General features: G+C 63.5%; 12 protein-coding genes. 2 read left to right on the top strand and 10 right to left on the bottom strand.

Annotated features, from left to right (window positions below; genetic code table 11):
* Window positions 1-113: 113 nt before the first annotated feature.
* The gene (locus tag EHO51_RS00465) at window positions 114-1,187 is read left to right on the top strand and encodes an AI-2E family transporter (RefSeq protein ID WP_124737237.1); all 1,074 of its coding nucleotides are present in this window, start codon (window positions 114-116) and stop codon (window positions 1,185-1,187) included.
* A 56-nt stretch (window positions 1,188-1,243) separates the two neighbouring features.
* Here EHO51_RS00465 and addA read toward each other — a convergent pair whose 3' ends face one another.
* The 8 genes from addA to EHO51_RS00425 all read right to left on the bottom strand — a co-directional run bounded on the left by addA (window position 1,244) and on the right by EHO51_RS00425 (window position 16,663).
* Window positions 1,244-4,654: a double-strand break repair helicase AddA gene (gene addA / locus EHO51_RS00460; protein WP_245434680.1), complete on the bottom strand. Its 3,411-nt coding sequence runs from the start codon at window positions 4,652-4,654 to the stop codon at window positions 1,244-1,246.
* On the bottom strand, window positions 4,651-7,758 hold the full coding sequence (addB, locus tag EHO51_RS00455) for a double-strand break repair protein AddB (RefSeq protein WP_124737236.1): 3,108 nt from the start codon (window positions 7,756-7,758) through the stop codon (window positions 4,651-4,653). The genes addA and addB overlap by 4 nt, the downstream gene beginning before the upstream one ends.
* A 5-nt stretch (window positions 7,759-7,763) precedes the next feature.
* Window positions 7,764-8,456, bottom strand: coding sequence for a nucleotidyltransferase family protein (locus EHO51_RS00450; protein WP_124737235.1), 693 nt, complete (start codon window positions 8,454-8,456; stop codon window positions 7,764-7,766).
* A 34-nt stretch (window positions 8,457-8,490) separates the two neighbouring features.
* Complete coding sequence (gene tsaE, locus EHO51_RS00445) at window positions 8,491-10,041, bottom strand: tRNA (adenosine(37)-N6)-threonylcarbamoyltransferase complex ATPase subunit type 1 TsaE (RefSeq protein WP_124737234.1); 1,551 nt, start codon at window positions 10,039-10,041, stop codon at window positions 8,491-8,493.
* On the bottom strand, window positions 10,038-12,542 hold the full coding sequence (locus tag EHO51_RS00440; RefSeq protein WP_124737233.1) for a PAS domain-containing sensor histidine kinase: 2,505 nt from the start codon (window positions 12,540-12,542) through the stop codon (window positions 10,038-10,040). The genes tsaE and EHO51_RS00440 overlap by 4 nt, the downstream gene beginning before the upstream one ends.
* A gap of 573 nt (window positions 12,543-13,115) precedes the next feature.
* The gene (gene ahcY / locus EHO51_RS00435) at window positions 13,116-14,525 is read right to left on the bottom strand and encodes an adenosylhomocysteinase (RefSeq protein WP_029648949.1); all 1,410 of its coding nucleotides are present in this window, start codon (window positions 14,523-14,525) and stop codon (window positions 13,116-13,118) included.
* Between the two features lie 359 nt (window positions 14,526-14,884).
* Entirely contained in the window at window positions 14,885-15,712 is an 828-nt protein-coding gene (locus EHO51_RS00430; protein WP_124737232.1) for a transglutaminase-like domain-containing protein, read from the bottom strand.
* Window positions 15,713-15,763: 51 nt separating this feature from the next.
* Window positions 15,764-16,663 (bottom strand): transglutaminase family protein, encoded by a 900-nt coding sequence (locus EHO51_RS00425; protein WP_164479314.1) that lies wholly within the window; start codon window positions 16,661-16,663, stop codon window positions 15,764-15,766.
* A gap of 121 nt (window positions 16,664-16,784) precedes the next feature.
* Between EHO51_RS00425 and EHO51_RS00420 the strand changes: the two genes are divergently transcribed.
* Window positions 16,785-17,582 carry an N-formylglutamate amidohydrolase gene (locus EHO51_RS00420; protein ID WP_124737230.1) on the top strand — a complete coding sequence of 266 codons (798 nt, stop codon included), beginning with the start codon at window positions 16,785-16,787 and terminating at the stop codon, window positions 17,580-17,582.
* A 38-nt stretch (window positions 17,583-17,620) separates the two neighbouring features.
* On the opposite strand, the gene EHO51_RS00415 is transcribed toward EHO51_RS00420, so the two are convergent.
* A complete protein-coding gene (locus tag EHO51_RS00415; protein WP_124737229.1) occupies window positions 17,621-18,331 on the bottom strand; it encodes a L,D-transpeptidase in 711 nt (236 codons plus the stop codon).
* 285 nt (window positions 18,332-18,616) lie between these two features.
* Complete coding sequence (locus tag EHO51_RS00410) at window positions 18,617-19,762, bottom strand: histidine kinase dimerization/phosphoacceptor domain -containing protein (protein ID WP_245434679.1); 1,146 nt, start codon at window positions 19,760-19,762, stop codon at window positions 18,617-18,619.
* Window positions 19,763-19,939: the final 177 nt, after the last annotated feature.

The raw sequence follows: 19,939 nt of genomic DNA, 5'->3' as shown, positions 1-19,939 counted from the left end.
CCCGTTTTCTTGGCGCTATTTGCGGCCGCCTTGGACCGCGCAGATGTCGGGCCTCCTTGCCAAGCCCGCGGCGCGCCCTGTCTATAGGGTTGAACGCAGCGACAGGGGCGGACATGAACGAGGAGCTTGAAGCGGCGGCGCTCGTCGAACAGGATCAGAACCTTTCAATCGACATTTTTGTTCTCGCCAGACTCGCCGTCACGCTTGCGTTTCTCTCCGCCGCGATTCTGATTTCTGCGCCATTTCTGCCGGCGCTCACCTGGGCGCTCGTGCTCGCGGTTGTGTTCATTGCCCCCCATCGCGTGCTGGAGCGCTTCTTGCCGCCCTCCGTTGCGGCCGGCGTCTCCATGCTGATCGTCGGCCTCGTCATCGTTGGACCGCTGCTGCTTATGATCGAACGGCTCGTCAGCGAGGCCGCCGCAGGCGTCGATTACGTTCAGAAAACGGTGCAGCAAGGCGACTGGCAAACAATGCTCGACGCCCATCCTTGGCTCGGCGGCTTCCAAAGCTGGATCGCACGCAGATTCGATCTGCAAGCGACGTTCTCGCAACTTGGCGCCTTCGTCACCAATGTCGCCACGAACTTTCTGCGCGCGTCTACCGGTCAGGTCATCACCACTGTTCTGGCCTTCTACCTCCTGTTCTTTTTCCTGCGCGACCGCGCGGTGGCGCTGCAGACGCTCGCGCGACTGTCGCCCTTCTCGAACATCGAAACAGGCAAGATCATCGTGCGCGTGCGCGATACGATCCATGCAATCCTCTTTGGCACGCTGGCGGTGTCGGCGCTGCAAGGCCTGCTTGGCGGACTCATGTTCTGGGTGCTGGATTTCAATTCGCCGGTGCTGTGGGGGTTGATCATGGGGCTTGTCTCGATCGTGCCGGTGCTCGGCTCTTTCGTCATTTGGATTCCGGCGACGATTTACCTTTTGATCGAGGACCGTTGGGTTGAAGCCATCATTCTCGGGCTGTGGGGCGGCGTGGTGATCTCCAGCATCGACAATCTGGTTCGGCCGCTGCTCATCGGCGACAGCATGCGGCTGCACACTGTTCCCGCTTTCATCGCGATGCTCGGCGGCCTGCAATTGTTCGGCGCTTCGGGCATCGTCCTTGGCCCGATCGTTATGGCGCTCAGCCCGTTGCTGCTGGAATTCTGGAGACGTCGCGTCGGACCCGATCAGCCGGGCTAGCCTCAGCCTGCGGGAACTACGTCAGCGCGCATGCGAGCGCATCGGCCAGCGCCGATTCATCCGGCTTCGAGCACGCTGGCGTTCTGCGTATAGATCAGAAAGCAGCGCAGCCGCTTGCCGGGAAAGAGCGGCGCGATCGCGGCGCGATAGAGCGCAAGCTGGCGCAAATGCGCGTCTTCGAGCTTGGCGCGCGGCCGTCCCGTCTTGAACTCGGCGATGAGCGCCTCGGTCGCCGTTTCGGCGAGCCGGTCGATGCGGCCCGCGACGACGGCGCCGTTTTCGAGCGTCGCGACGACGTCAACCTCAGGAGTCGAGTCTGGGCCAAAGAGCGGCGCGAGACGCGGATCGGCGAGAACCGCGAGCGCCGACTGCGCCAGCGCCTCTCGCCTGTCTTCGTCCAGAAAGCCGCCACGCGCCGCAAGGAAGCGCCGCGCCGCGCTTTGACGATGGTCTGGCGCGCAGGCCGGCAGATGCTGCAGCAGCGCATGGACGAGACGACCGTGCAGCAGACGTTCCGCTTCGCCTCGGCGCGCAGCCACGCCATCCGCGCCAATGGCGATGAGGTCTGCGCCGGCGAGCGCGCTCGACGGACGCAGCGGCGGCGCCGGCGCAACTTCGGGCCGCGCCTTGGCCCTGGCGAAGGCCGGAATGTCCACGGCGTCGGTCCGCAGCGCTCTTCTCGCAAGATCGAAGCGCTGCGGAACCGCGCCGCGGCGCAGAATCGTCGATGTCGCATCGAGGGGGTCGGGCACAATCTCGCAGTTCGGTTCGAGCGCATCACGAATGGCGTCGTACCAGCAGCCGTCAGCGCGCCCGCTCACGCCATGAGCGCCGCAAATGTAAAGCCGCTCCTCCGCGCGCGTCAGCGCGACATAGAGCAGGCGCTGGCTTTCCTCGCGCTCGCCGCGCCGATGCGCCTCGCGCGCCTGCTGGAGGGCGATCGGGTCGCTGTCTTTGCCGATCGACCAGAGAAGAGCCGCATCGTCAGCCTCGCCGAGCGCATAGAGCTTCGGATCATGCTTGCCGGCGGACGCCCCGCAGGTGTCCGGCAAAAACACGATCTTCGCCTCCAGACCTTTCGCCGCATGAGCGGTCATCACCCGCACGGCGCCGCCGGCCGATTCCATATCGCGCTTGATCGAAAGATCGAGCGACTCGGCCATCGCCAGAAAGGCCGTGAGCGATGGCGGCTGTTCGCGTTCGAAACTCGCCGCAAGTTTTAAGAATTCGTCGATGGCGTCCTCGGCTTCGCCGCCCAGTCTCGCCATGAGCTGCGCGCGGCCGCCGTCCGTTCCAAGAGCGCTGCTGTAAAAATCGAACGGCGCCATGGCCTCAGCATCGCGTCGCAAGCGTCGAAGCCGCGCCGCGGCCTCCCGGCAACGCGCGTCTTCGGACTGCTCAAGCGCTTCGATCAGTGAAGCGCGACGTCCTGGCGCAAGCGCGATGAGATCGTCGTCGTCGAAGCCGAAGAACGGCGACTTCAGGACGCCCGCCAGCGTCAGATCGTCTTGCGGCAATAGCGCGGCGCGTCCAAGCGCAACGAGATCGTGGACGGCGATGTGGTCGGCGAGATCGAGCCGGTCGGCGCCAGCCACGGGAACATGTTCGTTTTTCAGAGCGCGAATGATCGCCTCGAAGAGCGGACCCCGCTTGCGCACCAGAACCAATATGTCGCCGGGTTCGACGGGACGCAGCGCGCCGCCGTCCTCGACGCATTCGCCGCTCTGCGGCGAAAGCAGCGCCCTGACCTTGCGCGCCAGTTTTTCCGCGAGACGCTCGCTGGGGTCGCTCGCGTCGACGTAGTCGAGCGGCAGGCGCCAATCGCTCGGCTCCTGCGCCTTTTCCGCGCCGATCGACTCCCAGATTTCGATGAGCGCCGCGACATCGGATTTCCAAGCCTCATGCCTTGGCGCCGGCTCCTGGGGATCGCAGCACAGGCCGAGGCGATTCTGTTCGATCGCGAAAATGTCGTCGACGGCTTGCAGCACGCCGGGCGAAGAGCGGAAGGATTGGGTGAGCGTCACCGCTTCGAAGCGGCGTTCGACGCATTCGAATCTTCGGCGAAACTCGCGCCGCATCGCATCGAATCGTTCAGGCTCCGCGCCTTGAAAGGAAAAGATCGATTGCTTCTCGTCGCCGACTGCAAAAAAACTGCGCGGCGGACCGCCTCTCGCTTCGCGCGCGCTGGCGCCTGCACAAAATTCGTCGGCGATCGCCGCCAATATGTCCCACTGCGCCGGACTCGTATCCTGCGCCTCATCCAGCAGGATGTGGTCAATCTGCGCGTCGAGCTTATAGAGCACCCAGGACGGACTCGAACGATGAAGCAGGCGGCGCGCGCCCTCGATCAAATCGTCGTAGTCGAGTAATCCCCGACGTCTTTTGGCGTGCTCATATTCGCCAAGAATGGCGTCGCCGAGAACATGCAGCGCCAGCGAGCGTTCGGCTGCGGCCGCGGCTTTGCGCTTTTCGATGAGCGTGACGAGTCTGTCACGCTCAGCCTCCATGCGCGCAAGAAGCTGTGGCTCGCATTTGGCGAGCGGGCCGGTGATGATTTTTGTTTTTCCCAGGCCGCGCGGTTCGCCGTCTTTCTTGAAGAAGGCTGCGAGATAGCTCTCGATACAGTCCGGATGCGGGGCAAGCACAAAAGCGGAATCGAGCGAGTCGGCGAGCTTGCCGTCGTTGGTCGAACCGCCGCGCAGCATCTTGGCGAGCGCCGGCCACGCGGACGGCGGCTCGCCGTCCTCGATGATCGCCGCGTCGATCCGCGCCAGCGTTTCATCCGTCGTCAAGCCAAGCGCGGCAAAGACATGCGCCTCATAGTCATCCTGCTCGCGCATGCGCGCGATCTTTTGACGATGATGCAGCAATTCTTCGCAGAGCGCGTCGAATCCCGCCGCCGAAGTCTCGTGGGCGACAAGCTCCAGCGCTTTTCGCAGCGACCCACTGTCTCGCGTGGCGGCGTCGAGCGCGCGTCGGCGCGCCGCGTCCATCAGTTCGGCGCGCTCCAGATCGTCGACGACGCGGAAGGACGCCGGAACATTGGCTTCGAAAGGAAAGATATGCAGCAGCTTTTCGCAGAAGGCGTGGATCGTCTGAATCTTAAGCCCGCCCGGCGTTTCGACGGCGCGCGCGAAAAGCCGCCGGGCGAAGTCAAGATCGATGCGCGATTCGACCGTCGCGCCCATCTGAGCGATTTCATTGGCCAGCGCCGCATCGTCGAGCGTCGCCCAACGCGCGAGCGCGTCAAAGACCCGCGCGCCCATATTGGCCGCTGCCGCCTTCGTATAGGTGAGGCAGAGAATCTGCGACGGCCGCGCGCCGGCAAGCAGCAACCGCAAAACCCGCTGCGCGAGCACATGGGTTTTCCCGGAGCCGGCATGCGCCGAAACCCAGGCGGAGGTGAAGGGATCTGACGCCGTTTGCTGGCGCCGGATCGTCAGGGCGCCAACCGGACGCTCGCTCATGCCGTCTCTCCGCCGCCGCGCATCCATTCCTTGACGCGCGCCAGATGGTCGTAATCGCCGATATCGCTCATGAAAGCCGGATGCGGCCGCGACGCATAAGGCGTCGATTCATTTGAAAACTGCGACAGCAGCTCTTCGAGCTGCACGCGATGCGCCGTAACGACGTCGGCGAAATGCGCGTCTTTCCATTCGAGCCAGTGAGTCTCGCCGCCCTTTCGCAAGCCGATATAGGCGGCGCCGGAAACTGGCCGCAGGCCGATTTTTTCGAAAGCACCGGCCTCGATCATCGCCGCCTCCAAGGTCAGTTGCGGCGACCAGCCGGCCCTGACCTGCTTCTTGGACGGCGGCGCGCCCGTCTTGTAGTCGAAGACATATGCCTGGCCCTCTCGATCCACCTCTATGCGGTCGGCGATCGCGGTCAGGCGAAAAATCGTTCCGTCGGCGAGCGCAAGCGCGATCTCGCCGCGCGTTTCGACATGGACGTCGCAGTCCAAAGCGCGCCGCTCCTGTTCGAAGCTGAACGCATGATCGAGCCCCGCTTCGATGCGCGGCCATTGAAAACTCACGAAGGCCGGATCGGCCATGAAGCCATCGAGTTTCTCGCGTGCGAGATCGCGGAGAACGTCGCGGGCGCCAAAGGGCAGCGCGCCGCGCGGATGGCGCGCGACGAAGGCCGCAAGCGCCTCATGTATTGCGACGCCAATTTCGCGCGCGCCGGCCTCCGCGCCGATTGGCGGCAGCGGCGTGAGTTTGAGAATATATTCGGCGAAGATCGCGTAAGGGTCGCGCCGCAGGCGCTCGACGCGAGTGACGCTCAAGCGTTGCGGGCGCAGCGCCGCCGGCGGTCGCGGCTGTGGCCGTTCGATCGCAATCGTCGCTTTTGGACGATCGAGCGCTGCGGCGATCGCGAGCATCGCGTCGCCGCGTTTCCTGCAATCGTCGAATGCGTCGCCGGCAAGCGCCGAGAGGCGCGCGATGAAGCGGGAAGGAACAGTCGGCGCGCCATTACGCTTGATCGCGCGGCTCAGCACGACGCGCTCCGCGCCCATAGCCATGATGAAGTCATGCGCGCTTTGGCCGATGCGCCGCTCCGGCGCCATCAAGCCGAGTTGCGCGCGCATCGAGCGGTTGAGAAAGGCGCCGGTGTCCGTCTGCGGCGGCCATACGCCTTCGTCCAGTCCGGCGAGCAGAACGAGGTTGGCCTCGATGAGCCGCGCTTCTAAAGGGCCGAGGATCTTCAAGCGCGGATGGGCGCGTCGCGGGCCGCGCAGCATGGTCTCGGCGGCGACGCGGTCGAACAAAGCTGCATAGTTTTGCGCGTCAAAGCCTGCCGGCGCCTCAGCCTGCGCGAGCCGGTCGAGAAGTTCGAACAGCGTCGACGCGCCTTCTTCATCAGCGTCGTCGGCACCGGCGATCACCGCTTCAAGCGCGCCGCTGTGCGCGCGCGCGCGGTCCGACAGCGACGCCGTTGGCGTCAGCGCGGCGAAGGGCGCGAAAGCGGCGTCAATACGCGTGAGCGCGTCTTCGATCGCGCGCCACTCCTCATCGCTGATGCGGCGCGCCGCGGGATGCGCATGCGGCGCGCGCGCCAATTCGCGCGCCGGCGGCACACGCGCCGCCCAGCCGCCGTCAGGCTGCGCGAATGTCCGCAGCACGCCAATCTCGATTGGCGACGCGAGCGATGCGACATGCGCGCGCGAAAGTCCGAGCGAGCTCAGCGGATGCGCCAGCAGCGCGGCGACGTTCACGGCGCCGGCGCGATCCGATCCGATCGTCGCGACGAGCCGCGCCAGTGCGCCGATGGAAGTTCTTGCGAGCGGCATGCCGCCAGAATCGTCGATCTCAATGTCGAAGCGTCGCAACTCGGCGGCGACGCGCCGCGCGACGAGCCGGTCCGGCGTAACGAGCGCCGCCGTTCGGCCGGGCGTCTCCAGCGCTTCGCGCATGAAGAGCGCAAGCGCCAAAGCTTCGAGGCGCTCGTCCGGCGCTTCCAGCGCAATGACGCCGTCGAGCGCCGCTGCGAAGCCGCCGCTCTGCGCAGCCTGATAGTCGCGCCACGCTGACGTCGCGTCAGCAGGCGCCATCGCTTGCGAGACAAACGCGCGGCGCGCCGCCAGCGCCGGAGTCACGCGCGCGAGTTCCCGCGGCTCGTCTCGCGCCGCGCCCATGGCCGCGAGCAAGCGTTTCAGCATCATCTGTGGATGAGTGAAGGCCGGTTCTCCGCCTCTCTCGGTCTGACCCACGCTCGCCCAGGCGTCCGCGCTCATGATCTGATCAAGGCCCGGCAGGACCACGGCGCCATTTTCGATCCCCGCGATGGCGGCGAGCAGCCGCGTGGTCGTCGGCTGCGCGCCGGTGGAGCCGAGCGCGATCACCGGCGCGGTCGGCGGCGTGCGGACGAGTGCCGCGATCTGCGCCTCAACGAGGCGTTTCTGATAGGCGCTGGCGTCGATGCGTCCCCGGTCCGCAAGAATTCGCGGCCATTCGCGCAAGGCGATCTGCAGAAATTTCGTCGTGATCGCCCAGAAATCGCTGTAGGCGTCATCGCTCAAAGTATCGAAGGCGTCGACCGAAACATCTTCGATGTGCAATTCGTCGATGAGGGCGCCGAGCTCGGCGGCCAGCGCATAGGCGGCCGACGGCGTCGATGCGACGAGCAGCGGCTCGCTCTCATGCAGATTGGGCGCGCCGCTTGTGTCGACCGAGATGAGCGCGCGCCCGATCGCTTCCGCCCACTGCAGAATAAGCTGCGATAGCAGCAGGCGTCGTTCCAGCTCTTCGATCGGCGCGGCGAGGGACGCATCAGCCTCGACGTCAAAATCTCCGGCGAATAGAGCGGCGTTCTCGCGCTCCTCGAGCCCGCCGAGCGGCAGAATGCGCGGCAGCAGCGTCGCGCGCCGATCCAGCGCCTGTGCGAATTCTACCGCGAGCGCCCGTGCGGCGCGCTGGGTCGGCACATAGATCGTGGCGCGCGCCATCGTCAGCGGCGGCGTGTCGCGCGAGAGGCCGGAAACGATCTCGCCGTCGAGCAGGGCCGAAACAAACGTCTTCAGAAACGGCGCGCCAGGCGCGATGGTGAACAGATTGCGGCGACGCGCGAGCATCGCGCTCAGCCCCGGCGCATGGCGATCGCACGCTCGGCGTCTGCAATAGCTGCGACCGTGCCGACGTGAAGCCAAAGACCGCTGGAGACGACGCCATAGAGCCGCCCCTTGCGCGCGGCCTCGAAGAAGAAGGGCGCGAGCTTGAAAACGTCATCCGCGACGCCGGCGAAGAGCTGCGGCTTCATGAGGCCCACGCCTGTATACACATAGGGTTTCCGGCCATCGCGGCGAATAATGCGCCCTTCCGCGTCCAGATCGAAATCGCCGCCCCAGTCGACTCCGACGCTTCCCGACGTCGGCGCGAGCAGGAGCGCCGCGTCCATCATGTCGGGGTCAAAGGCTTCCGCAAGCGCCAGAACATTTGAGCGCGCCGCGTCGATCCAGAACGCATCGGTGTTGCAAACAAAAAATGGATCGTCTCCGATCAGCGGAAGCGCTTTCTTGATCCCGCCGCCTTGATCCAGCAGCAGCGCGCGTTCGTCGGAAATGACGACTCGCGGACGAACGCGGCTCGCGAGATGCGTTTCAATCTGATCGGCGAGATGATGGACATTGACGATCGCGGTCTCGACGCCAGCGCTTTCGAATTCATCGAGCGCCCGATCAATCAGCGTGCGTCCGGCGACAGAAACGAGCGGCTTTGGCGTCTTCTCGGTGATCGGCCGCATGCGCGCGCCAAGCCCGGCGGCGAACACCATGGCGACGCTCGGCGCAGGCGCGCGCGCGCGCTTCTCAGGCGTCGCGAAACAAGCCGGGGATGTTGGCCTCATACCACGCCCTGATGTCGGCCAGCGCCGGATGGCGGAGGCTCTTTTTGAGATAGGATTCAACGCGCGGAAGATGCGCGAGATATTGCGGCTTGCCGTCGCGCTGATCCAGCCGCGCGAAAATCCCCAGGATCTTTGTCGCGCGCTGCGCCGCCAGGATCGCATAAGCCCTGGCGAAAGCGGCCATGTCGAATGCAGAGTCGGCGTCGCGGCGCAGTTTGGCGTAATGGGCGAGGAGCTTCAACTCCAAATCGTCGGGCACGTCGACGCGGGCGTCCTGCCCTAGCGAAGCAACGTCATAGGCGGGATGGCCGAGCACACAGTCCTGGAAATCGAGGATGCCGATCCGCGCCAGCCCATTCCGCTGCGCCAGCCACAAAAGATTGGGAGAGTGATAGTCTCTCAGAGTCCATGTCGGCGTCCAAGTCGGCCCGGCGCCCGCGACATCAACAAGCGCCTGGCGCCAAAGGTTGAGAAAGATGGCCTTGGCGCCGGACGAGACCGACGCCTTCTGGCGCGTGAGATACCAGTCGGCAAGCAATTCCACTTCGATCAGCAATGCGTCGATGTCATAGGGCGGGATGTGGTAATCGCCGTCGCCTTCGACCGCGATCACATCCGGCAGGCGCTGCGCGTGAAGATAGGCGAGCGCGCCCGCCGCCTCGAGATAGCGCTCGACGATCGGGCCGCTCCCGTCGACGACGCCCTCGCCGCCGAGATCCTCAATGATGAGCAGGCCGGCATCGACATCTTTGGCGTAGACTTCGGGCGCGGAAAGGCCCACTCCGCGCAGCCCTTGAGACATGGCGACGAAAGGAACGACATTTTCGGCGAGGCGCGCGATCGCGCTATAGGATTTGCCGAAGCGTATCGGCGGTCCGTCCGGACGCGCCGGCGAGATCATCAGAATCGCGCGCTGTCCATTTTCCTTTTCAAGCCGCTCATAGGCGCGCGTCGAGGCGTCGCCCTGCAGGAAATGGCGCTTGGCGTGGGCCCAGCCCGCCTTTCGCAGAAGTTCGCGCAGCGCCTTGAAGGACGCCAGGCGCGACACGAAGCCGCCATAGCCGGAAATGGTGAACCGACGCGCCTCGCGATTGTCGCCATCGACGAAACTCAGTCGCACTTCGAGACGATCGGGCGAGAGCGCTTCACGCGCACGTTCGGCCCATTCGACGAGCACGATCGCGTCGTCAGTCGCCTCCTCCCAGCCTAATCCCTCAAGCTCGCCAGTGTTCTCCAGCCGATAGAAGTCGGCGTGGACGACGCGATTGCCTGCGCCCTCGTAGACCTGCATCAGCGTGAAGGTCGGGCTTGGCGCCTCAAGCCGCGGATCTTCGACCAAAGCGCGGATCATCGCGCGCGCAAACGTGGTCTTGCCAGCGCCGAGATCGCCCGAAAGCATGACGGCGTCGCCGTTGCGAACGAGCGTCGAAAGTTCTTGCGCGAGTTCGATCGTCTCGGCTTCGCTGGCGACGTCGAGGCGCCAGACCGCTTTCGGCGCCGCCTCCTCGCTCATTCCGCGCCTCCAGCGCTCGCCGCGAGGAGACGCGCCTCTTCATGCGCGGCATGCGCCGGAAAGATGCAGGTTACGGTCGTGCCTTCGCCAGGGGCGGAATCAATCAAGACCCTGCCGCCATGCAGCTCCATCAAGGCGCGCACGATCGAAAGGCCGAGCCCAACGCCGCGGTGGCGGGAACCGGCGGTGTGCGACTCAAAGCGATCGAAGATGCGTTCGAGGATTTCCGGCGAAATGCCGCGGCCGCGATCCGTGACTTTGAAGACGATTTCGGTCTCGCGCCGCAACACCGCAAGCGTCACCGTCTGCCCCGGACGCGAGAAGCCGATGGCGTTCGAAAGAAGATTGAACAGGATCTGGCGCACGCGTTTGGCGTCGCCGCGGAACGTTCCGACATCGTCCATGGCGACGATCTGCACGTCGATCGAATTTTCGGCGAGCCGATCCTGCACGCCTTCGATCGCGGCGCGCATCGTCGCCTCGACGTCGACCTCGGAAACTTCAAGCTCCAGCGCATCCTCGTCAATTGTCGCCAGATCGAGAATATCGTCGACGATGGCGAGCAGCGCCGCGGAGGATTTGTTGACATAGCCAAGATATTCACGCTGGCGCGGATTGAGCGGGCCTGTCGAATCCTCTCCAAGGAGATGCACGAAGCCGTTGATGTTGTTGAGCGGCGAGCGCAGCTCATAACTGACGTGATGGATGAAGTCATTGCGCAGCTTTTCGGCGGCGAGCAGCGCCTTGTTGCGATCCGTCAAGGCGCGCTCGACATTCACGTCAGCGGAAACGTCGACGAAGGTGAGGAGCGCCGCGCCGTCGAGCAACGACTGCGCCGTGCAGTCCAAGACAACGCCATCGCTGCGTTCGATGCGCCGGGTGAAGCCTTCGCGCAGCTCATTGAGACCGGTGACGAAGCCTTGCAACTCCGCCCATGTCTCCTCCGTGGCGTGCAGCGCGCGACATCTCGCGGCGAGCGCGTCGAAGCGCGGGCGTTTCGTGAGCTCCTCGGGATCGAGCCGCCACAGATGGGCGAAGGCGGGATTGCTGAACTTCAAACGCCCGTCGGAACCGAAAACCGCCACGCCCTCGTGCAGCGTCTCCAGCGTTTCGCTCTGCATGCGGGCAAGCGCGTTGAACCGCGTCTGGAGATCGTAAGCCTTAGTGGTGTCGTCATAAAGATAGGTGACGCCGCCTTTGGGGTTCGGATGCGCGACGACGTCGATGATGCGGCCATCCGGCAGATGCCATGTGTGGCGTATGGGCTCTGGCGAGCGATAGGCCTCGAACAGCCGCTCCTTCCACGCCCTGTAATCCGATTCGACGGGCACGCGCTGTTCGGCGCGCAGACGGTCGAGAATCTGTCCGTCGGTCGGCCGTTGTTCGAGAAACCTCGGGTCGAGCTGCCACAGCTTGGCGTAAGCGTCGTTGCTGTAAATGAGGCGCCGCGCGCGATCGAAGCTCGCGACCGCCGTCGGCAGCTGATCGAGCGTGCGCACATGCGATTGCATCTGCTGTTCAAGATCGGCGCGCACCGTTTCGACCTCATGACGATCAATCGCGATGGCGGCGGCGGCGCCCGCGGCGGAGGCCTGCGTGACGTCGAGCCGATGACGCTCCCCCGCCACGACGGCGTTGACGCGCTCGCGCCAGACGCTGTTCTTGGCGCGCGCCGCCTCGGCGGCGATGCGGGCCGACTCGTCGAGCAACTCCAGTTTGCGGGCGAGGGCGTCCTCGGGATTCTTCGCTTCGACCGCCTGCGCATAGGCGTCGTTGACGAAGACGAGCTCGCCCGCGTCGTCGCGTATCCAGAATGGCGCAGGCAGCGCCTGGAGCATCGCGCGCAGACCGGAGAGTTCGGATTGCGCCGACGCGTAGCGCTCGCGAAGGCCAATGAGCTCCAACCGGTCGCCGGAGACTTCACGGACGCGCAACACGACGCTGCCGCCAACCGCTCGGCCGTCGGCGTCGAAATGCCGACCGGCGACGCCAGCAAGCGCCAGACGGAAGCTCTCGCCGCTCTTGCGCAGACGGTCGACGGCGCTTTCGAGCGCCTGAGCGTCCTTGGGCGCAAGCCAGGCGCCAAAGCTCAATATGCGGCGCGGCGCGGCGACAGCCCCGGTCATGATCAGCGACGAAGAATGAATATCGGGCTCGGCGTCGGGCGTCGTCCAGGCGACGAAGATCTGCGGCTCGGAGGCGAGAAAGGTTTTCGCCCGGCCGAGCTGGGCGCGGGCGTCGTCGAGCTCGACGCTCAAGGCGGCTTCGCGGCGACGCCAAGCGGCGCGCTCGCGCACATGCGTCGCAACGATGGCCGCGGCGAAAATCGCCAGCCCGCCGCTAAAAGCGAAGCTGACGATTTGCGGATCAATCGCGAGATCCTCGAAGAAACCAGCCGCGCGCGCGGGAGTCGCCTCGAGCCACAGAAGCAAAGACCCGAAGGAAGCGCCGGCAAAGGGAGGAGCGCCAAAGTGGTTGATCGCGCGCCGCCGTCTCGTCATTGCGAGGACGACTCCGCTTGCAAGCGATCGAATTGGCGCGTCATGAGAAACCGGTCTCCACGATCAATTGCGGGTGCTCATCACAACAACGCCGTAAACGGTTCTTGCAGAACGCGGACGCAGCCTGCCGGGCGCAGGATGCGGATAGGCTCCGACGACAGGAAGACGGAGGGCTCCGTCGGTGGCCCGCCGCGCCGCACACGAATCAACCCCAATCTAAAGCGCAATTGCTCAAAACGGAATCTTTGAAAAGCGAATGTGCCGGGGCGTTCGGAAAGCTCGATCCCTCGCGTTAAGCGCGAACTACCTCCCCCTTGCGGGGAGGTCGGCGGACGCAGGCAAGTTTACGCAGCCTGCGTAAACTTGCCTGCGTCCGCCGGGTGGAGGTCTCATCGCGCCACTAGAGCAAATTTTTCCCCACCCGACCCCGCTTCGCGGGGCCACCCTCCCCGTAAAGGGGAGGGATGCGCAAACGCCCAACCTTTAGCCGACCCACTCGACGGGGCATCTCAAAAGACGGCCTCGCTCCAGGCAAGGAGCGAGGCCGTCAATGGCGAAAACCAAGACCCGGGTTCAATACCGGTAATGTTCCGGCTTGAACGGGCCGTTCTTCGGCAGGTTCAGATATTTGGCCTGCTCGTCGGTCATCTGAGTCAGCTTCACGCCGATCTTGTCGAGATGCAGCGAGGCGACCTTCTCGTCGAGGTGCTTGGGCAGCGTGTAGACGCCGACCGGATACTGGCCCTGCTTGGTCCACAGCTCGATCTGCGCCAGCGTCTGATTGGTGAAGGACGCCGACATCACGAAGGAGGGATGACCCGTCGCGCAGCCCAGATTCACCAGGCGGCCTTCGGCGAGCAGCAGGATGCGCTTGCCGTCCGCGAACTCGATCTCGTCGACCTGCGGCTTCACATTGTGCCACTTCAGGTTCTTCAGGCCGGCGACCTGAATCTCCGAGTCGAAATGGCCGATGTTGCAGACGATGGCGCGGTCCTTCATGGCCCGCATATGGTCGACGGTGATGACGTCGACATTGCCCGTCGCCGTGCAGAAGATGTCGCCACGTGGCGCGGCGTCTTCCATGGTCGTGACTTCATAGCCTTCCATCGCCGCCTGCAGGGCGCAGATCGGGTCGATTTCGGTGACCAGCACGCGGCAACCGGCGTTGCGCAGCGACGCGGCCGAGCCTTTGCCCACGTCGCCATAGCCGGCGATAACGGCGACCTTGCCAGCCATCATCACGTCGGTGGCGCGGCGCACGCCATCGACGAGCGACTCGCGGCAGCCATAGAGATTATCGAATTTCGACTTCGTGACCGAGTCATTGACGTTGATCGCCGGCCAGAGGAGCTTGCCCTCCTTGTGCATGACATAGAGGCGATGCACGCCCGTCGTCGTCTCTTCGGTGACGCCTTTGATCGCCTCGGCGTTGCGCTTGTAGAAGCCCGGATTGGCCTTCAGGCGCTTTTTGATCGAGGCGTAGAGAACTTCTTCTTCTTCATTCGAAGCGGTTTCGAGGAAGGCGACGTCGCCCTGCTCGGCGCGCAGCCCGAGATGAATGAGCAGCGTGGCGTCGCCGCCGTCGTCGAGGATCATGTTCGGGCAGCCGCCGTCGCCCCATTCGAAGATCTTGTGGGTGTAATCCCAATAGTCTTCGAGGCTCTCGCCCTTCTTGGCGAAGACCGGCGTGCCAGTCGCGGCGATGGCGGCGGCGGCGTGATCCTGCGTCGAATAGATGTTGCAGGAGGCCCAGCGCACGTCGGCGCCGAGCGCCTTCAAGGTCTCGATCAGCACCGCCGTTTGGATGGTCATATGCAGCGAACCCGCGACGCGCGCGCCTTTCAGCGGCTGCGACGGGCCATATTCGCTGCGGGTCGCCATCAGGCCGGGCATTTCCGTCTCGGCGATGGCGATTTCCTTGCGGCCCCATTCGGCCAGCGAAAGGTCGGTGACGGCGAAATCGTTAAAGTGATGTGCGGTCATGCGAAATCCTTCTGTTTCTCGTGCGGCTTGGTCTCGGATGTCATTCCCGACGCTTCGCATCGCGAAGCGATTGGGTATCCGAGCAAAGCCTTCCTTGGCGACCCCCGGATGTCCCTGGTCTCAGTCGAACCCCTCGAATGTCATTCCCGACGCTTCGCGAGCGAAGCGATCGGGAATCCAGAGCAACGCCAGCATTTCCGGTCGGCTCTGGATTCCCGGTCAGGCCTGCGGCCTGCCAGGGACGACACAACATGGAACGGTTCAGCCAAATGCAGCCCGCCGGTCAGCCCAGCGACCCCGTGCGAGTCTATAGCAAGGGTGGAAGAGGAAGGCAATAAAGATATAAAGATGCGTTTATGTCAATTCCGGTACGCCGGCGCCGGCGCGACCTCCTCGGTGATAACCTTGAAGCTCGCGAGCGTGCAGGGGCCAAATGAGGTCACCATCGCGACGTCGGTCGCATCGCGTCCGCGCGCAATCAGGATGCGCCCGATTCGCGGGGTGTTGTGGCGCGCGTCGAACGTGTGCCAGCGGCCGCCGAGATAGACTTCGAACCAGGCGCTGAAATCCATCGCGGCGTCGTCCGGCGGCACGCCGATGTCTCCAAGATAGCCGGTGCAGTAACGCGCTGGAATATTCATGCAGCGGCACAAGGCGACGGCGAGATGGGCAAAGTCGCGGCACACGCCGCGTTGCTCTGTATTCGCGTCCCACGCTGTTCTTGTTGAACTCGCATGCTGGTAATCGAACGCGAGGCGATCGTGGACATAGTCACAGATCGCCTGCGCCAGCGGCCAACCCTTCGGAACCTGACCGAAAAGCGACCATGCCAAATCCGATAGGCGATCGGTCTCGCAGTAGCGGCTGCCGAGCAGATAAATCAAAACCTCCACCGGCAGGTCTTCGAGCGCATGCTGCTCGGCCTCGAGGGCGATTGAATCGGGCTTCCCGTCGTCCTGAACAAGAAAGTCCGAGGACATTGTGAGCCGGCCTGCAGGCGCGCGGATCACATGGCAGAAATTGCCGAAACTGTCGTGATAGGTGTTGGCGGGGATGGGCGGATCGAGGCGCATACGATCCGCGGTCAGCACATCAGCGAGGCGTGACGGATGGACGCTCAGCGTCAGAATCATCGGCGTCGGCTGCGGGCAGTCATAGGTGATTTCGTAGCCGGCGCGAATCTTCATCGGGAAAGCCTCCTCTGCTCGAACAAGCGGAGCCGTCGCAACGGTCGGGCATTATCCTCCCGCGCTCATGAGAGCACCGCATTCGGCGTCCGCAGCAGCGGCGACCTTGACGGCGACCTTCATGGCGAGATGGTCGGACGCCGTCCCGATCCATGTTCCTTGCAGCGGAATCGCTTTCCTTGGCTCATCCACGACCGCGATGCGCACCAAGTTCCGATTCCCGAACATGCCGCTCGATGGATCGAAGTCAACCCAGCCAGGGCCGGCGATATAGGCCTGGACCCAGGCATGGGTGTTGCCCCCGATGTCGTCATCGTCGTCATCGTCAAGATGCAGATATCCGGAGACGAATCGCGCGGCGATTCCAAGCGCGCGCAGCGCCGCGATCATCAGCGTCGCAAGGTCGCGACAACTTCCACTCGCCAGCTCCAAAGTCTGGACCGGATCCTGCACGCCCTTCTCATGTCGCGCCACATGCTTGAAGGTCCGATTAATGGTCTGCGTCATATCGACGAGAAGCTTGTGAGTGTCGGCCGAGCCGTCCTCACGCAGGAACGCGGCGGCCCAGCGATGGAGCCGGGGATGCTGCGACTGTGGCGTGAGGAAGCGCTCGAGATCGCGCCTCTCTCCTTCGCCGTAAGCAAACGGATGGCTCCGCGCAAAGTCCTCAATATCGGCTTCGTTGAAGTCGGTCGGCGCGTGGCGGAGACGCATGGTGCTTTCGAACCGAAGCTCGCAGGCGCGTTCCGCGAAACGGGCCGTCGCGACATGATTGCCGAAAATATCCCGCGTCCAGGAGATTTGGCTCGGCGCGGGCGTAATTTCGAGTTCGGACTCGAGCACGATTTGGTCGTCGTCGTCGCGCGGACGCAGCATCATCCGGTGCTCGCCGAACGCCACAGGCTGCGCATAATGGTAAGTCGTGACGTGTCGGACGGTGAGAATCGGCATTTCGGTCCCGCGCTGATCCAAGTTGCGGATAATACAAGCTCGGATAGCACGCAATTTCCACGCCAGGAACAGGACGCGTTTATCGCATCGCGCCGTCGCCGCTCCAACGAAGAGAACGCCCATGACTGGAACGCCATACAGGCTGTTGGCGGCCGATGACCCGGCGCCGATCACGGTGCATAATGAAAACGGCCTCTCGCCATTGCTGATCGTGGTCGATCACGCGGGCAATTCCCTCCCGCGCGCGCTCGGGCGGCTCGGCGTTCCGGAAAGCGAATTGGCGCGCCACATCGCCTGGGACATTGGCGTCGCCAAGGTGTCCCGCTTCGTCGCGGACGCGCTCGACGCCACTTTGGTGCAGCAGAACTATTCCCGCCTGGTCATCGACTGCAACCGCGCGCCGGGGTCGGAGACGTCAATCCCCGAAATCAGCGAGTTTACCCCGATCCCTGGAAACGTCGGTTTGAGCGAAGGCCAGAAGGACGCGCGGCTGCGCGAGATTTTCCAGCCCTATCATGATCGGATCAAAGCCGAGCTTGATCGGCGATGGCGGGAGGGCCGGCCGGCGGCGTTAATCGCGATGCATAGTTTTACGCCGGTCTACATGGGCGCGGCGCGGCCCTGGCATGCCGGCGTGCTGTACAATCGCGACGCGCGTTTCGCCGATCTGCTGATCGCTTCGCTCAGACGCGAAGACGGACTCATCGTCGGCGACAATGAGCCCTATAGCGTGACCGATGAGTCGGATTACACCATTCCGGTGCATGGCGAGCGACGCGGCCTACTCCACGTCGAGGTCGAGATCCGCCAGGACCTGATCGCCGGCGACAGCGGACAGCGCGCGTGGGGGGCGCTGCTCGCGCGTTTGCTGCCGCAGGCGTATCAAGAGCTGACGACGGCGTCGTCGCTCAGGTCCTAGGATTGGCGTTGCCTAGAAAAGGAGCCTGACGCCGTTGGCTATGCCGGCAGCATGACCACCTTCGTCTTGACCGGCGTTCGCGCATAGAGGTCAAGCATGTCCTGACTGAGAAGACCCGTACAGCCGCTCGTGATGCCCTGCCCGAGCGTATCGGGGTCGCTGGTGCTGTAGATCGTGTAAACCGTGTAGACGCCGTTTTTATAAAGATACAGCACACGGGCGCCGAGCGGATTCTCCAGACCTCCCGGCATGCCGCCGGCATATTTGCGCGCCTCTGGCTGGCGGGCGATCATCTCCTTGGGCGGCGTCCAGGTGGGCCACTCGGCCTTGCGCCCGACATAGACTTCACCACTCCACAGGAACCCGGGGCGGCTGACATTGGCGCCATAGCGGGTGGCCATTCCGTCGCCTTCGATGCGGTAAAGATGGAATTTGCCAGGATCGACGATGATCGTGCCGGGCGCTTCCTTGCTGTCGTAGCGCACTTTCTGGCGAAAATATTTCGGATCGACCCTGCTGATATCGACCGCCGGGATCGCGAATTTGTCGTTGGGAACCGGCCCGTAAAGCTTCGCCGCTTCGGCGCGCATCATGTCGTCGGACGACACGCAACCTGCGAGCCCCGCCGCGCCGAGACCGGCGGCGGAGCCGACCAGAAACGACCGGCGGTTGAGACGCCCCGACCGAAGCCCAAGCAGAGCTTCCTCGTTTCTATCGCCGGCATCGGCAATCCCATCGTCCATGATCATAGTTTTGGAGTTCCCATGTCCTGTTGCCGACCAGAGAATGCTCCGGCCTATAGCCGCCGAACGTCTTTGCTGAGCCGAGACCTTGCCATCACTTGCTTTTCGGAATGTAAAGAATGTCGCCTTTGACCGGTAATTTCGGTCATTCTGTGGCGGCGTTCGCCAATGGCGATGGGCAGTCGTGTGAGCGCTCAGCAATACAGCTGGATTGTCACTGAGTTAGTCTGCTCGGGATGAATCGGGCGACGACGCGGGACATTCCCCTTGGCGAAGGAAGAAAGAACCGCGTCAGGCAGGGTTTGGGCTAAATGAAGCATGTGTGATTGACACAGTCAGTCCTTTCGGACTGCTCACTGTTTCGATCTGCGCTTTGATCTGTTGTGTCAACGCTTTTACCAGCGTGCTGCCTAGGCCCTCGTGGGGCGCCGCGCCATTCTCTTTTTGCTTGCCGACGCCGTTATCCGACACGGTCAGCCGCCAGTTGGCGCCGGAGGTCTCGTATCTGACGAGAATTTCCGCGTCGGGACGCTTCTCAGGAAAGGCATATTTCACAGCGTTGATAACCGTCTCCGTCACGATCAAGCCGATGCTTACCGCTTCCGTCGGAGGAATAAGGGCGCTGTCGAAGGCATAATTGAGGGTTATCCTTTTCTCTTCGCCAATCACCGAGGCCGCAAGGCCATCGCATAGGGTCGTCAGATAGGGAACAACTTCGACCAGATCCGATCGCCCTGCAGTATCAATATGCCTCTGCAACGACGCGACCGACATCACGCGTGAATAGGCGTCCTCGAGATGGCGCCGCGCCTCTTCGGACGTCGTAATGCGGGTCTTCATCATGAGAATGTTCGCAATGATCTGCAAACTGTTGAAAATGCGGTGCTGCATTTCGAGCAGCAGCACTTCTTTCTCGCGAAGCAGCCTCCGGGTTTCGTTGTAGAGGGACTCTTTTTCCTTCTCAATTAAGCGCCGATGGGTCTCGTCTACGAAAGAGAGCAAAATAGCTTTGTGAGTGTTGCCAACAAAGAAGACTTCTCGCGCGTTCACAATCAGGGCGCGCCGCCCGACGCGCGGAAAGACAGCGTCGATTTCAAAGTCTTCCGCGGCGACGTGCTCGGGCAAGACCTTATTTAAAAGCGAAACGAGGCGCGGGATCTTGAAACAGCCGTGTAAGATCTCATAAACGGAATGTCCGATGACGTCTTCGGGGCGCGCTTCAAAAACATGGAAAAAAGATCGGCTCGCCGCGGTTACGCTGAAATGGCAGTCAAGCACCAGCAAAGGGTCGCGCACCGTGTCAACGATTGCCTGCGCGAGCACTGCGTTATACTGGGGATCTAAGGGTTTGCTCGTAATCTCGGAAAAGCCTTGTTTAATTCCGCCAGCCGATTGCCCTCGGTTCTTCACTCTGTCTGACAGTGAACGAAACAGCAAGCCGGGCTTGGTGATGGGAGCAATCCGTCGGGCGGTGAAATTCTGTCCGCTAGTAGTCGGGCGCCCTTGTTCGTGTGGCGGTCAAGCTTCTGCGCGATAGGAGCGCGCGTCGACCCACCTACCCCTCCCCTCTCTCCTGCTCTCTACGGATTTGCAACGCAGCTCCCGTCCCGCTAG

Origin of the sequence: Methylocystis rosea (assembly GCF_003855495.1) — a bacterium.
In the GTDB taxonomy this organism is placed as follows: domain Bacteria; phylum Pseudomonadota; class Alphaproteobacteria; order Rhizobiales; family Beijerinckiaceae; genus Methylocystis; species Methylocystis rosea_A.
This window is presented reverse-complemented; position numbering and strand designations above follow the sequence as displayed.